Annotated in this window: 18 protein-coding genes and 1 tRNA gene; 13 read left to right on the top strand and 6 right to left on the bottom strand. The window is 41.5% G+C overall.

The window, feature by feature from the left end; genetic code table 11:
• Positions 1-3: 3 nt before the first annotated feature.
• The gene (locus A3L04_RS06460) at positions 4-696 is read right to left on the bottom strand and encodes a hypothetical protein (protein ID WP_157092428.1); all 693 of its coding nucleotides are present in this window, start codon (positions 694-696) and stop codon (positions 4-6) included.
• Between the two features lie 116 nt (positions 697-812).
• Between A3L04_RS06460 and A3L04_RS06455 the strand changes: the two genes are divergently transcribed.
• The 4 genes from A3L04_RS06455 (at position 813) to A3L04_RS06440 (ending at position 4,462) form a co-directional block, all read left to right on the top strand.
• Positions 813-1,922, top strand: a complete 1,110-nt coding sequence (locus tag A3L04_RS06455) for a hypothetical protein (RefSeq protein ID WP_068578050.1) — start codon at positions 813-815, stop codon at positions 1,920-1,922.
• A gap of 270 nt (positions 1,923-2,192) precedes the next feature.
• Entirely contained in the window at positions 2,193-2,699 is a 507-nt protein-coding gene (locus tag A3L04_RS06450) for a hypothetical protein (RefSeq protein WP_068578049.1), read from the top strand.
• Positions 2,700-2,717: 18 nt separating this feature from the next.
• Positions 2,718-3,290: a hypothetical protein gene (locus A3L04_RS06445; RefSeq protein WP_068578047.1), complete on the top strand. Its 573-nt coding sequence runs from the start codon at positions 2,718-2,720 to the stop codon at positions 3,288-3,290.
• Positions 3,272-4,462 carry a hypothetical protein gene (locus A3L04_RS06440; protein WP_068578045.1) on the top strand — a complete coding sequence of 397 codons (1,191 nt, stop codon included), beginning with the start codon at positions 3,272-3,274 and terminating at the stop codon, positions 4,460-4,462. The genes A3L04_RS06445 and A3L04_RS06440 overlap by 19 nt, the downstream gene beginning before the upstream one ends.
• 9 nt (positions 4,463-4,471) lie before the next feature.
• Here A3L04_RS06440 and A3L04_RS06435 read toward each other — a convergent pair whose 3' ends face one another.
• Both A3L04_RS06435 and A3L04_RS06430 read right to left on the bottom strand, forming a co-directional pair.
• Complete coding sequence (locus A3L04_RS06435; RefSeq protein ID WP_068578044.1) at positions 4,472-5,371, bottom strand: DUF4145 domain-containing protein; 900 nt, start codon at positions 5,369-5,371, stop codon at positions 4,472-4,474.
• 17 nt (positions 5,372-5,388) lie between these two features.
• Complete coding sequence (locus tag A3L04_RS06430; protein ID WP_068578042.1) at positions 5,389-5,931, bottom strand: hypothetical protein; 543 nt, start codon at positions 5,929-5,931, stop codon at positions 5,389-5,391.
• A gap of 145 nt (positions 5,932-6,076) precedes the next feature.
• Here A3L04_RS06430 and A3L04_RS06425 point away from each other — a divergent pair, with 145 nt between their 5' ends.
• From A3L04_RS06425 to A3L04_RS06380, 9 genes are all read left to right on the top strand, one after another.
• The gene (locus A3L04_RS06425) at positions 6,077-6,547 is read left to right on the top strand and encodes an AbrB/MazE/SpoVT family DNA-binding domain-containing protein (RefSeq protein WP_157895687.1); all 471 of its coding nucleotides are present in this window, start codon (positions 6,077-6,079) and stop codon (positions 6,545-6,547) included.
• Positions 6,548-6,898: 351 nt separating this feature from the next.
• On the top strand, positions 6,899-7,135 hold the full coding sequence (locus A3L04_RS06420) for a hypothetical protein (protein ID WP_068578040.1): 237 nt from the start codon (positions 6,899-6,901) through the stop codon (positions 7,133-7,135).
• Between the two features lie 4 nt (positions 7,136-7,139).
• Positions 7,140-7,808: a coiled-coil domain-containing protein gene (locus A3L04_RS06415; protein ID WP_068578037.1), complete on the top strand. Its 669-nt coding sequence runs from the start codon at positions 7,140-7,142 to the stop codon at positions 7,806-7,808.
• Positions 7,805-8,275 carry a DNA replication complex GINS family protein gene (locus A3L04_RS06410; RefSeq protein ID WP_068578035.1) on the top strand — a complete coding sequence of 157 codons (471 nt, stop codon included), beginning with the start codon at positions 7,805-7,807 and terminating at the stop codon, positions 8,273-8,275. Before A3L04_RS06415 ends, A3L04_RS06410 begins: the two co-directional genes overlap by 4 nt.
• On the top strand, positions 8,268-8,501 hold the full coding sequence (locus tag A3L04_RS06405) for a hypothetical protein (RefSeq protein ID WP_068578033.1): 234 nt from the start codon (positions 8,268-8,270) through the stop codon (positions 8,499-8,501). Before A3L04_RS06410 ends, A3L04_RS06405 begins: the two co-directional genes overlap by 8 nt.
• The gene (locus A3L04_RS06400) at positions 8,502-8,852 is read left to right on the top strand and encodes a hypothetical protein (RefSeq protein ID WP_068578030.1); all 351 of its coding nucleotides are present in this window, start codon (positions 8,502-8,504) and stop codon (positions 8,850-8,852) included. It begins immediately after the preceding gene.
• A complete protein-coding gene (locus A3L04_RS06395) occupies positions 8,849-9,520 on the top strand; it encodes a hypothetical protein (protein WP_068576590.1) in 672 nt (223 codons plus the stop codon). Before A3L04_RS06400 ends, A3L04_RS06395 begins: the two co-directional genes overlap by 4 nt.
• 228 nt (positions 9,521-9,748) lie before the next feature.
• Positions 9,749-10,066 (top strand): hypothetical protein, encoded by a 318-nt coding sequence (locus A3L04_RS06385; protein ID WP_068576595.1) that lies wholly within the window; start codon positions 9,749-9,751, stop codon positions 10,064-10,066.
• A gap of 17 nt (positions 10,067-10,083) precedes the next feature.
• Positions 10,084-10,278: a hypothetical protein gene (locus A3L04_RS06380; RefSeq protein ID WP_157092397.1), complete on the top strand. Its 195-nt coding sequence runs from the start codon at positions 10,084-10,086 to the stop codon at positions 10,276-10,278.
• Positions 10,279-10,341: 63 nt separating this feature from the next.
• Here the strand turns inward: A3L04_RS06380 and A3L04_RS06375 are convergent.
• The 3 genes from A3L04_RS06375 to rad50 all read right to left on the bottom strand — a co-directional run bounded on the left by A3L04_RS06375 (position 10,342) and on the right by rad50 (position 14,562).
• Positions 10,342-10,419, bottom strand: a tRNA-Gly gene (locus A3L04_RS06375).
• 157 nt (positions 10,420-10,576) lie between these two features.
• Positions 10,577-11,926 carry a DNA double-strand break repair nuclease NurA gene (nurA, locus tag A3L04_RS06370; protein WP_068576600.1) on the bottom strand — a complete coding sequence of 450 codons (1,350 nt, stop codon included), beginning with the start codon at positions 11,924-11,926 and terminating at the stop codon, positions 10,577-10,579.
• The gene (gene rad50, locus A3L04_RS06365) at positions 11,926-14,562 is read right to left on the bottom strand and encodes a DNA double-strand break repair ATPase Rad50 (RefSeq protein WP_068576601.1); all 2,637 of its coding nucleotides are present in this window, start codon (positions 14,560-14,562) and stop codon (positions 11,926-11,928) included. The genes nurA and rad50 overlap by 1 nt, the downstream gene beginning before the upstream one ends.
• Positions 14,563-14,567: the final 5 nt, after the last annotated feature.

Genomic DNA, 14,567 nt, shown 5'->3' with positions numbered 1-14,567 from the left:
GCTCTATTTCTTATTTTGGAGTATTAATTCCAATAATTTCTCTTCAATTTCTAGTTCTTCCTGTGAAGTCAGCATATTTAACAGGTTGTTTACTTTTTCAAGCATTTGGTTAGCTTTGGATTCTATTTCAGAACCAAGTTCCTTAGCCCGATTCATATCCCCTTTCTGAACTGCCTGGTTGTACTTGCCTATAATTTTAATCAACTCACTAAACTCATCACTTTTTATGCCTCCATAATTCTCAAGGACATTCTTCAAATACTGGTATCGAAGGAATATTTCACCCAATTCATAAAGCGAAATTTCACGAGCACCTTTTTCTTTTTGATAATCAAATAGCACATTGTAGTATATCTGGAAGGGATTGCCGGATCCCAGGGCAGGAATTTGCTGCATAGACTTTACTTTATCAATTACACTTGAGTTAAGAAAAGAACTCAAATTAAGAAGATATCCAACAACTAATCTCCTCAACTTATCAATCCGCGATCTCTGTTTAAGAGTTTCTTCTAGGAGTCTCTCTTGGAAATAGGCCTGAATTCCAATAAAAATTAACACTCCCATATTTATTACAATCCCAATCTTTGAGAGAGTTCTCTCATCTGAAAAATTAACTGCTACCGTCGCGAATACTAAGTAAGCAAAGGTTATGAAAAGGAAAAACTTCCTACTAGGTCTATACATCCTTGATATCAACCCCCGATCTCAATTTTTCTGTATTTAATATACACGATTGCTTTTTGAAAGTAATTAACAATTACAAAATAAAACTTTATCTGGCAACTTGAAAGCATAAAATGGGAGGTGCACGAATGAAATCACTTCCTCTCTTACTGGCAATAATATTATTTACTGCAACAATTAGTGGATGTATAACCCAGACTCAAACAAAAACAATTACAGTAACGAGGACAATAACAAAGACGGAGGCCACAACCCCAGAAGTCATTTCTACAAGCAGAGAGATAACATCAGTCTCCCCAACAACTTCCCCTAAAAAGGATCCCTGTCTCAACGACTCTTGGAGAGATGATTTTGAAAAAGCCTTGGCCTGTGTTTTTGATCTTCAGCGAAATAGGAATTTTGATCCCGTATTTTCTCTAAGCTTAACAGGGAACAAGACAAAAGATGCCTTAACAATTACAGACTTTCTTGTAAATTACGTCTACCTGGACACATATCTAGAAAATCAAAGCATGGCCAAGGGATATTATTACAACATCAAGACCCCGTATGAGGTATTCCAAACGAGAAGAGGAACCTACGCGGATATGGCATTATTTGCAGCATATGCTCTAGCAAGGGACGGATTTGAAACCTATCTATTTTACATAAGAACTGAGAAGGGCTTTGGAGTACTTCCAGGATTTAAGATAATCGTGGATCACCCTTGGGTTCCCAGGGAGCCATTAGTAATCTTCTGGCCATTCAGAATCCCGATGAGGTTATCAGCCGCATTAAAACTCTTGGAAATTGTAGGGGATCCTCCAAAGAACATTACCGTGTGGGATGTGAAATATGAGGATGGCCGCTACGAGGTTGAAAAGCTGGGGACAATACCAGCTAGTGAATTTCAGTTCCAAGCAACAGAATGGATGCTGTTTGGGACCCCAGAAGTGGAAGTCATGAACGAGCTCTTAGAGAGGGACTTCCCAGGATGCAAGTTCACATTAAACCTGGGGGCACTAACAGAAAATGCAAAGGCGATAAAAGTTGAAGTTCCATACGGCCTACTCCTCTTCAGCTATCCCTTCAGGGAAAGATATACTGAGATCCTATACACAGTAATGCTATCAAACAAGACACTGGTAAAAGAGCTTACGGAGTGTAAAGTCCTGCTATTAGCCCAGGACGCCAGCATAGACCTCAACAACCCACCAGCAAACTACACAGCAATATATAGTGGATGGGTTGGGAAATAAAGGATGTTGGACTTGAGTTTTATTAATTTCTTCTTTCTCTTTCTTCTAGACACATCAAAGGATCAAGGCCAGAATGAACACTGGATGATCGGATAGCCACTGTCGAATAGTTATCTTTAATCAAAGTATTCAATATTTAATCCAATTTTATTGTCGTACTATAGAACATATGACAAGTAATAAAAGGGCAAGGTAAAAATTTATTCCCTTTAAGCTTAAACCTGTTAAGGGGAGAAGAGACAAACCCATAAGCCTACAGGGGGGCAGATAGTGAATAATGTTCCTAGGAAATGCCTTTACTGCGGCAATCAGAATATAACAGTAATGAAGGCGTCAAAGATAATTTTCTCTCTCCAGACATTAGCCCAGATTGTAAGTAGTGGCCAAATCACTGAGTATGAAATCGTTACTAGCCCCTTTAAGATTGTGTGTGAGTATTGTGGCAAAAGATACATAATAATTGCTGATCATGATAATAACCCTGAGTTTCTTAATTTCGTACTAGATAAACTCCAATTTGAAAATGAGGAAGCAATTGCACAAGAAATTATAAGTTGGGGGATAGATCCCAGGGATATATTCTACAACGCTTATGCGATTGTTATTCCGGAGGGTATAGCTAATAACACTCGTAGATGGCTTTCTTCAAAGACAAAAAAGGTAGCTTATGAGTTACACATACTTTTCAAATCCAATGGACAAAACTTTTATCTGAGTGCTTACCGCAATAATAAAACAGGCGAGATCATTGGGAAGCATATAGAAATAATAAGATAACATAGAGGGGTAACAGTCATGGAAGCTATAAATGGAAACACAAACTTCAACGAAAAAATAGCCCGTATTTCTAAGATAGTAGACAAAATTAAAAGAGAGAACAAGCAAATCATAACCTTACGAGATATGGTGCTTATCCTCCTTTATGCTCAAAAGGATAAGCCAATTCACAGCCGTATAATGCTTTTTAAAGAGATATTCCTCCTGTATAAAGAAATACTTAGCAAGTATACTAACGTCTTCATCCTTCAAGATCCCAAGTTCTTTGGATACAAATACGGTCCCTATAGTTTTGAACTTGCAGAAATTATAAAACAACTTTACTGGAATGGCCTTATAGATATTTATGGGAGAAGGAATACTAGAAAAGAAACGTTCAAATTAACTCCAAAAGGAGAAGAAGAAGCCCATAAGATATTTAGTTCACTTCCCAAAGAACTCCAGGAGGACATTAAAAAGATGAGAATTGGATGGGATCAGCTAGGAATTGATGGAATACTAAGATATGTATATAGGAATTACCCTGATTACACTAAACAGTCTGAAATAAAGGACAAATATAAGGAAGTGTTATGGGGAGGACGTGGATAATGGCTTTAGAAGTTAAACTTGAGAACATTGATGAATCTGACAAGTACCTCTATCGGGCGAGAACACTAAAGATTCGAATAAGTACTTCTAAAACAATAAGAGCTCCCATCAGAGCCATTACAAATACTGAAATGAATGCAAAAGCTACAATACCAGCAGAGATCCCAATTGAAGCAGACATAGGATTTGTAAATATTAAGCTTAGTTCCGGCCAAAGGAGGAATATAAAGGCATTCCTTAAGAAAAATTCAGTATATAACAGAATTCGGGATTCCATATATTATCATTTATTAAGAATGCAATATTTTCCCCTGAACGTTGTTCTAGTCCAGCCAACTCAGCCAGCCATTTCCCTTCTTAAAACAAAACATCTAAAAGAAAAATTCCTTCGGATGGTTGTTGATCTCCAGATAAGAGATCTTGGCCTTAATGTGGTAACTATCCCATGGATAGAGCTAACGCCTAAAGAACTTGCAAACATTTACAGGATTTATCGGAACAACCTTCCAGATGACATTGAAGTAATTCCTATCCTCGACATTTCTGAAGCTGAAAGTTTAGAAAGGTATCTCGAGGCCTTAAATCCATATCTCGACCAGATCCAATTTATTGGAGTCATCTATAAGAAAATAGCAACCCATAAAGCAAGTTATGATGTCCTGTGGGAGCGTCTATATGATAAAGACATTGCCGTGTTGTTAATAGATGTTCAGAGAGAAGGAGCATCAGATATTGTTCCAAAGGTGGCGTCTCCTCACTATGCTGAGTTTATTATGGGTGATATTACAGCAGAGTGGGTACCCTTTGGTGGAGGAGCTCAAAAATTACCTAAAAGACCCGTCGATACTGTAATAAAATTCTTTGATAGGAGTAAACTAACAATAGAAAACCTAAGGGACTTCAAATGGAATTATGACGATTGGATTGATACTATTGCATCTTCCTTAAACTACGAAAAAACCGTAATTGATGCCCTTCAAAATTACCCCGAAGCTCAGAGAAATCCAGAAAAGCTAAGCATAATAAAAGCAATTTCAAAAGTTCACGAGTTTAGAGAAAGTAGAGACGAATTTAAGAGATCCCAAAAGTATATTAACCAAACAGACTCAATTGATTACATCAAAGAAAAGGAAGCCCTTAAAAAGATATTCTTGGGGCAGAAACGTCTTTAATTCTAGATATCATTTATCCTTGGCCTGGTAAAGGATACACAGAATCTTTCTAAGAACATCGAGAACCAATTTTGCATCCTCTTTAGTCACTTGCGCAAGCATGTCATCCTGAGGATGGGCTCCATAATTCCCAAAATACCTGACACTATCAGCCAAGCTCTTTGTAGCCTTATCCAGAAGGCCCCTTTCAAAGAGCTCTTCTATTTGCTGATGCAATGTCTTCTTTTTAGAAGCACCCTTATCAATCAAGGCCTGCTGAAGTGCCCTTCTCGCCATTGCAACACTAGCCCTATATGCTCCCACATTATATGCCTTTATAGCCTCAACATAGTCATGAAAAACTTCCTCTGGTGTCGTTTTTGGCAATTCAACATAGTATGCATAGATACCTGTCCAATAAGCTACCCACTCTTCAATACTTTCCCTAGGTATCTCAAATGGAAGATTGATCTCATAATTCATTGTTCTTTGACCTATCTTTCCCTGATCGTATAAAGCTGAGAACTGTAAAGCAACAATTAAAGATAACACACCTCTTTTATCAGCAATTTCTTTCATTTTTTCTGCATGCTCTAGTGGAACCTTTACAAAGAATTCAATCTCTATAGGAGGATCACCGGGGCGTAAAAGTCCTTGGAAAACCCGCCCAACAGAATGCAGACTAATATCTCTTGAAAAATGATAAAGATGACCTATAGTAAATAAGTTGCTTCTATCCCTATACCCAACGTATCCTACTATGGGATACCATATTTCAATGTTTGGAGTAGGGCCAGGTTTCAGAGGATGATTATAGAACCCGACACTAATATTTAGACCACCACCCTGGGGACGAATACTTACAACAATTTCAAAGTGATCATAAGGCTTAGCTTTAACCATATATTCCTTAGCAGCAATACTTCCCATAGTATCACCTCCTTCCATCATGAAGTTCGCTGTAGGAGTTTACCTATCACAGTTAAGAAAAGACCTATCACAGTAATAGCCCCAAATATCAGAAGGTTTCTCCGTTTAAATGAGTCATCATAAACCGAAATCGTTGCCACAACAGTTGCCTCACCTGGCCATTTGTCAAGGTCTTTAGGCAAATATTCAAGAGTGATTTCAAACTCTCCCGTGAAAGGAGCTCTAAAACTATACCCAAATGGAGACATCAAGGGAGTCCTATCAACGCTATAGAAGAAGTCAGAAGTCCCAGGATTCCTGCTAATTTTTATATTTGAAACACCATCAATCATGATATTAACCGGCACTAATTCGCCATTTGGGCCTCTACCCTCACCTTTAACAACAATGATATTCCCCCGCTCTGCAATAAACTTAATAGGATATCCAGCCCCAACATAAAGATTTTTATTTAAGTTATACTCCTGTATTAACCTTGGAGAAGCCGCATAGTAAAAACCAAGACCAAACATTCCTATTACAATCAAAATAATCCCCACTACCATTATCGCCTTTCCCAAGCTCACCCCCTTCACCCCCTCTCTTTTAGCTTTAAAATCTCTGGAAATGCATAATAAAAACTCTTACTCTCCAAATTATCAAGCCCATGACAATCCTAAATTTTGACTATTGTTGTAAGTAATAAAAATGCATAAGAGTGCAAACATGGTAAATAGGATAAAAAACATTATAGGTTCAAAAACGTCTAAACATATAAGCATAATAAGAAAGCTCAAGGAGGCACAAAGAATGCAAGAAACACCAGAGCCACTAGCTAAGTATCCAACAAAGGTAATGGTTCAGGGGAGAATAACCTTACTAACTCCCATTAGGGAGTATTATAACATAGAACTTGGGGATTTCATAGAGGTGATAATAAGGAAAAAAGACAACGAAAAAGTACATAGAGGACATTTTCTAGCCCGAGTATATGACAAAGGCTATATGACAATTCCAAAAGGCCTAAGAGACGAAATCGGGATAAAGCCAGGAGACTTCGTTGAAGTATTAATTGTAGATATAATTAAGCCAGAAGAGCTATTGGGAGATAAGGCCAAATTTCTTCGCAATATCCTCAGAGGCAAATATGAAATAATAACTAGAGATCAGGAGATAAGAATACTAAGCAGAGCCTAATGTTTGTTTATATGTACATAAAAATTTGGTGAATTACTACGAGGATGTAAAAATTAGGGCCATTTAATTGTACACTATATTCAACTTTCATGAAATCTCTCCACAGGGAGGAGAAAATCATACTTTTCTTCTCTATTCTTCCTTCTTTATGTTATGTTAAATTGTATGTATAAACAATTCAGCGTACAAAAAATAGTATAGTAGCTGGCACTGAAATAGACTATTTTCTCTCAGACCTGTGTCAAATTTTTGGAACATTATGTATGGTTTATAGAACATAACTCTTAAATACGTCAATCACGTATACGTTACTGACGTATATAGAGCTAATAACGTATGGAGGGATAAGACATGCCCCTGAAGAAAAGATGGATTGCTGATGTACCAATAGAACTTTGGCATAAGCTTGAATCAATGAAAAATGGCAGAACAAGGGCAGAACTGCTAGAAGATCTAATTAAAACACTTGATTCTGAGAAATGGAAACTAATCGAGGAAAATCGGAAACTACAAGAGGAACTTGCTATTCTAAAAGAGGAACTAAGCGCTCTTAAAGCTGAACTTGAAAGATACAGGGCTAAGCGGTGATATTATGGCAAGAAGAGGAGCTCCAAAGAGATTGAAAGAACCTGTTGAAAATATTCATTTACAACTTCAGATCTCATACGTTAGGAAACTAGATGAACGTAGAGGTTCCCTTTCGAGACGTGAATTTATAGAAATGTTGCTCGATGCATCGGATGCAAATGTTGCAGAAGTTATGCGTGAGCTTGAGGAGTATAAAAGGCTTACTTCAAAGCTCGAGAAGGACTATGCTGAGCTTGAGGCTAAGTTTCTGAAGCTTCAGGATGATTATGAGAGGGTTTTGAAAGAGCGTGATGCTCTTCGTGAGGAAGTGAAGGCTCTGAAGGCTGAGCTGGCCGAACTCAAGAGACAGCTAAAGATGAGTGCAAGAGAGCGCCAGGCTGAGGATCTCAAGCTCGAAATCTACGAAATCCTCGACAAGTATGGTAGAGATGGCAGTATAAAGATGTTAGATCTTCTCAAGAGGCTTGGATATTCTGGTGATTACTTGAGGCACGCGAAAGAATTCCTGGAGCGCTGGTTTGTTGATGAGGGCAAGATTCTGGTTTCTGAGGAGCTTGGGTTGGTTGTTGAGAAGGATTTGAGGTTTAGGGAGCTCGGTTGGATTGTTAGGATTGCAAAACGGGATGATGGGAAATTTCGCTCATCAGGAATAGTTGAGGGGGTGATTGCATGACTGAGGTTCTGGCGGTTGTATTAACTGATATTGGGAGCTGGAGAAAAGGAGACTATATTTCGGTTGATATAGGTACGTTTAGAGAACTGTTCAAGAAGGGTATTGTGGATCTTGCTGGTCTTCATGATTTTGTGAAGGAGGTTGCGGCATTAAGGTATTTGGAGGCTAAGAATACGGAATTGCAGAAGCTCGATGAAGACTTCTATGAGAAAGTGAAGCTTGTGGAAGAAGTTTTGTTGACAAGGGCTAGGAGGGCTGATGCTTATGCTTTGGACACTCTCAGGCGCTTCCAAGATCACGTGAGGAAGCTCAAGATGACTAGGCTTGAGAAGATCTTCTATGCTGCTTTAATTCGCCCCAACTCTCTCGAAATCGAGAATAAGCTAACAAAAGAGGAGAGGGAGTTTTACAGGCGTTGGAGTGAGGAGTTACGCGGATTTCTCGATGGGGGTGTTGTGGATGAGTGAGGCTGAGTTTTGGGAGTGGGTTGCCTCTGAAGTAAGGAAGGCTAGGGAGGCGGAGCAGTCTAGGGTTAGTATTGTGGAGTTAATTGAGAGGGAACTTGAGGAAGCCAGGAAGAGGAAGGAGTACTTCCTCCGCAAGGGGGACATGGAGGAGTTCTATTATTGGGAGGGGTACGTTGGGGCTTTACTAACCGTAAAAGGGCTTCTAAAGAAATTCGGGGTGGTGTGAATGGCTTGGCTTGCTGTGTTCTTCAATTTTTCTGAAGAGGTTTTGATGAGGCTTGTTGACCTCAGTGAGGTTCAAGCAGTTGATGTTAGTGCCTCAACATACAAGGGAGGCCTGCACTTTGATATCAAGCTTTTACTCAGGGGTGGGGAAGTTGTGGCATTTGAGATTCCAGCAACTTACGACATTGAGAAGATTATCAGGGACTTAAATGTCCTAATCACACTCTCAAAATCTCAGAAAAACCTTCTCGATATTTTTGAAATTCAAGAAAGCGGATTGGTTAGGAGAAAGCTTTCCGAGATCAAAACAAATCTCATGGAAGTAAAAAGCCTGAGGGAGGTTGAGGCATGAGTGAGGTTAATGTTTCTCTATATGTTCTTGATTTTCTTAGGGTACCAATTGCATATCTCCTAGGGTTTGTAAATTATCGTAGCTTTTACAAGTCTAGAAGGATAAGAACTAGGAAGTCTCATGTTTGTGAGAAGTGCAAGAAGGAGATTCCAGTAGGCTCAGAGGCATATGCTCTTGGCGTGCTTGATGTTATAGTTAGGTATCATACTGCTGGCACTAATTTGGAGCTTAAGGAGGTTCATCCTCATGTGTGGCTTAATGGAAATAATGAAAAGCTTGAGTTTGATCTCCTAATTATTTTGAGAAATAGGAAGGGGCATGTTAGGAGGATTGGGGTTGAGTTTAAGGAGGGTGATGTTAAGAAGGTCCTTGCCCAAGCCATTGCAAGGCAGCCTTATGTTGATTACATGTACATCGCCACTAGATCCTGGGTTACGCTTGACTTTGAAGATCTTTTTGTCATGGGTTACTATGGGATTGGATGGGTGGTTTGGGAGGAAGGCTTTGCTAAGATGATTGTCTCAGCCAAGTATCACTCTCCAGCAAGTTCTCTGGAGTACATGATCGAGAGGGCGGTTAGGATCAAGGTTGAGGAGGAGTTTTCAAAGCTCTTCCCCAGGAAGAAGGATCTCAATTTAGAGGTGTGGCTAGGGGGTGTTAGGGCATGACATTAAGTGGGTATGCTAACATGCTAGGGTCACAGTTGTGCCTTAATTTTTCTAGATATTTCTTTGGCTTGCAAGCCCCCCTATATGAGAGGGAGTATTTAAAAGCACAAAAACATTTGTGCTATACTGTCCACGGTCCACGGGAGAAAAACATCCTCAGAAACCTTCTTTTCCCGAAAGGCTTAACTCTCGCACAAAAGGATTTGTGCGGGCACAAAGGTGGTGAGTATGGACTGGCTTGACAAGGTCATAAGGTATGGTATGCTAAGGAGTGAAAAGCTCGTAGTTGAGAACATTCTCGACAAACTGAAGTATGAACATGACGGCAAGCTCTTTAGAGGCAACCTCAAATCCTTCGTCCAAGAAGTAGCTAAAGCCTCAGGCGTTCACACAAATACAGTTTACTATGTGATTAGGCGCCTTAAAGAACTTGGCATTCTTGAAGAAGTCATAATTAACGGTAAGGATTACATAATACTCTCAAAGCGCTTCTCAAGCAGGATGATCAAACTCGGAAGAGAGTATTCGGAATGGCTAAAGGCATAGATCTAGAGGTGGCTCTCATGGACATTAATATAACCCCCAACCTCTGTTCAATATTTGGTGGGTCATTTTGGGACAAAAGGCCCACGGAAAAAGCGGGGCTCTCAACCGAGATTCAACCCATTATTGGCAGAAGAAACGGGTTCATCTTTACCTATGTGAGGGTTTGGTCGAGGAAGTTCGTAAAAGGGGCTACAACTTGTCGCGGGTGGTGAATATGATTCTTGCAGCTATTGTTTCGCAAGGGGATGCCATTACAAGGCTTCAAGAAATAATTATGGTGCGGTGGCCGGGATTTGAACCCGGGTCGCCGGCTTGGGAGGCCGGCGTCCTAGACCAGGCTAGACTACCACCGCACGTCCAGAACCACCTATTTTCTAGAGGGTATATAAGCTTTGCGGAGAGTGCGAACCCCTCTGCATCCTTAAAATAACACTTCCTTAATTATGGCACTGGAAAATGTTAGTTGTAGCAGTTACCGGGCTTAAATCCAGTCGAATGTTCACCAGCAGGCTACTCAAGCGGGGCCCTTCCGTACTTCACGAATATTTTCAAATTGGGATTCTTGGCCCTCAGCATGTTTATCAGTATTGCAAGGTTTGCTTTAGCCTCCTTGTACGAGATCTTAACGCCGTGATGGGCAAGTTGAAGGGGCCTTAAGTAGCCTCCAGCCTTGTGATAGAGCATCTCTGGCAGAATCTCCTCGATTTTTCTGTTTGACTGAACCATGTATATAACATCCCCCCTCTCGAACCTCACATAGGCTATGTTTATTCCATTGGAGAGTATCTTCTCGATGTTCTTGAAGTGCTTAAGGAGGTAGTCTGGAATTTCATGCTTTGGCCTTATTGGGTCGAGGTCTAAGTAACCTTCTCTCTCGCTCCCCAAGATGCTCCTCATGATTATGTCGAGAAGTGCAGTATCAACGACCTCAAGCCCAAGCCTCTCAGCTAAGTTCCTCGTGTAAAAACTCTTGGCAACGTAAGCCACTTTAGGGAGGCCGAGTAGCTTGTCAAGTGAGTACAGGTACTCAAGATAGGTAAGTAGGACGTGTAGGGCATCAAGCAGATCTTCCTTGCTTACGTATATTTCAATTTCCCCTTTCCTTATCTCATCAACGAGCTTCTCTAGGGATTTTCCGTTTTCTACAGCCTTCTCTAAAACCGTCACGGGAACGCTCTTCCTCCTAAAATCTTCTATCCTAACCTTTACCCTAACCTTCCCCCTTAGATAGCCAAATATCGTTTTCTGGAGGTACTCCTTCTCAAACCTCTTCACAGATTCATCGGCCTTAAGGGGTGAATCGCTGTGACCGCTGGATTCCAGCTCTTCCTCAACCTTGGAGTAGTGGTTAGTTAGTTCTCTAATGAACTGGGTCACGAGTTCATCAAATCTGTCCTCCTCGAGGATTGATCTCAATATGCTCATACTCTCTATATCCTTTGGATACACAGGAGGCCTTATTATGGAGCCCGTAAGCGTCCCGTCCATGAGAACTAACCCTTCCCTACCGAGCTTTTTACCAGCCAGATAGCCGAGCATGTTTTCGAGGGTTTCCATCTGCATCCTTATTATTTGCTCAGAAACCCCGTAGTTGTACCTCATGGCGTTGGCATAAACAAGCCGGTACTGCTTTCCAGTTCCAACTGCGAAAGATGAGAGGAAATATATAACGGTTCCACTTAGCCTTGAAATGCTCCTGCTCCCGTCTATAGCGTACACCTTAGACCTAATAGGAGAAGGCAACTCTTTCCAAGACTTGAGTAGCTCATCCTTATTTATCGACTTCAAAGTACTTTCTAGTTGCTCAAGGAGCGTATCGGCGATCCTATCAATCCTGCCGTTTGTGAGGAGCATTAGCATCACCCCATGATGGTGAGGACGGAAACACCGTTCTCTAAGCTGAGCTTTATGACGTAGTCGGCCGCATCCCTGAGTTCTTCGTCGTGCGATACTATTATGACCTGGGATATCTTCCTGAGGTGCCTCTCCATTATCTCTACGAGCCTCCTTCTCCTCTCCTCATCAAGATAGGGGGTTGGCTCGTCGAGGATTAAGAGGTTCATCTTTCCAATTAGGTACATAGACATGGCGAGCCTGAAGGCTAGGCCCAGGGCTATCCTCTCCCCACCGCTGAGAAACGTTAGGGGCATCTCCTTTCCATCGTAGACAATGAAGAGCTTAACCTTATTTTCCTCGGCCTTAACAACTACCTGTGAGTATTTTCCTTCTGTGAATTCGGCGAATATCTCGCTCGCAATCTCCCCTATCCTCCTTAGGGCCTCCTCTCTAACGACTGTCTTATACATCTTTATCTTGTCCCTTAAGGACTCTGCACGCTTTAAGGCGCTCCTTAACATCTTAACTTCCTCTTCAGCTTTCTCCCTCTCTTCCCTCTGCTTCTTCAGCTCCTCAAGGGATCTCTTTATTTCCTCCTCTCTCTTCCTCAGCTGTTCAAGCTCTGCCTTCATTGCGCTAATAGCTTCTCTCTTTCTCTGGAGCTCTTCCTTAACTTTTCTGTGTCCCTCTTGGTCGTATTTGTCTTTGAGGGCTTTTATCTTCTCCTCGAGCTCCTCCATCTCCTCTTCAACTTCCGCAAGCTCTTCGAATGCAATATCGAGTTCTTCCTTATCCCTCCCTAGTAGGCCCAATTCTCTCCTAAGGTCCTCTTCAGCTTTCCTTGCCCTGATGTACTCTGCATGGAACTTCTCGAGCTCCTTAATCTCTCTTTCAAGGTCTTCCAAGGTTGAGAACCCTAGGGATTTTAGGTTCTCCTCTAGAGCCTCCAATCTTGAAGTTATTTCGTCTTTGATACTATTCAACCTCTCTAGCTTTCTCTCAAAAGCCTCCTTAAGTCTGAGCTCTCTCTCGAGCTCTGAGAGTTTGCCTCTTATGCTACTTATCCTCTGCTTTATCTCCTCGTACTCCTTTCTCTTCTCCTCAAGTTCCTCTAAATTTACTTCCTTGAGGCTCTCTTCGAGGGCTATCAGATCTTCGGCAATACTCTTCAATCCTCTGAGCTCCTTTAGCTCTTTTTCAATACGCTCAAGTTCCCTGCTCAGCTCTTCCTCCTTCTTGGAAATGTTCAAGAAATCCTCCCTAATCTCCTTTATTTCAAGAGAGTACTGCTGGAGTAACTCCCTTCTGTGCTCTTCCGTAAGCTCTCTCCCGCAGACTGGACACTTTCCTTTTGCCTTTTTTAGTTCTTCAATGGCTTTTTCCCTGTCCTTTCTCCTCTGGAGGAGCTCTCCTTTTTTCGACTTAAGCTCGCTGATCTCTTCAGTTATTCTTTCCCTCTTCTTTTCGAGCTCCTCTATTTTGGCTGGTATCCCCCTTGGGTCTATGCCCTTCAGCTTAACTTTAAGCCGCTTCAGCTGAAGTAGCTTTGATCTTGCCTCTTCGTACTCCTTAACGGCCTTTTCAAGCCCATCTTTAGCCTGTTCAAGCCTCTTTAGTTCTTCCCTTAACTTTTTGGTTTCCTTTTCTTTCTCACTGATCTCCTTTAGCCTTCCCTCAATGTTCTCTACCTGTCCCCTAATTCTCTCGAGCTCCTTCTCTCCCTGAGACTTCTCCCTTATGTACCTCTCCCTAAACTCCTTGAGCTCTTGAAACCTCCTCTCCTTCTCTTCAAGCTCTTTCAGTGCTTTCGTTGCCTCTTCAAGCTCCTTAATTCTCTTGTTCCTTTCTTCAATTTTCTTCTCTAGTGCTTTTATCTTCTCCTCAAGCCCCCTTCTCTTTGAGTTGAGCTTTTCTAGCTTCAGCTCACTCCTTACGATCTCCTCTTTTAGTGCGTCAAGCTCTTTCTCCCTCTCTCCAAGCCCGCGGGCTTCCTTCTCCAGCTCCGGCAGTTTAGATTCTATCTCCTTTATATCTTTCAAGACTTCAATGAGGCTCTTTTCGAGTGAATCAATGGAAGAATCTATCGTTTTAGTCCTCTCTATGAATGCCTCTCTATCCTGTATTTTTCTTTTGATGTACTTTATCAGCCCTCTGATGTTTTCATACGCCATTTCTATCTTGTCTAAATTTAGGATCCTCTTGACGACCTTGTCCCTAGTTTCGTCGCTCTCGAGAATAGCCTCTATCTCACCCTGCCTAACGTAAATAGCGTTCCTGAATATCTCGAGGGGAATTAGCCTCTCCATGAAGTTGGCAACACTTTCCATGCTGGGCTCTGTAACATGCCTCCACTCTCCGTTTTCAAGCCTCTTGAGGTAGGCAACGTTTCTTGCCATGTCCCTTAGTAGCCAGTACTTTACTCCATCGTGCTCGAAGAATATCTCTATCTTCGCCCCCCTTGTCCCTACCCTCGTGAAGTCCTTCTTCTGGAGGCCTTTCTTGCTGGCCTTTGGCCAGTACAACCCAACGAGAATTGCATCGAGGAGGGAGCTTTTTCCAGAACCGTTTTGGCCTATTATCAGGTTTATTCCATCTTTGAAGACAACCTCAGTTTCTCTGTGTGAGCGGAAGTTTTGAACTTTAACCCTCTCTATCTTCATAACTC

The sequence above is a fragment of the Thermococcus chitonophagus genome, from assembly GCF_002214605.1.
Lineage (GTDB): Archaea > Methanobacteriota_B > Thermococci > Thermococcales > Thermococcaceae > Pyrococcus > Pyrococcus chitonophagus.
Note: the sequence above shows the minus strand (reverse complement) of the source record. Positions and strands in the feature narration are given on the sequence as shown.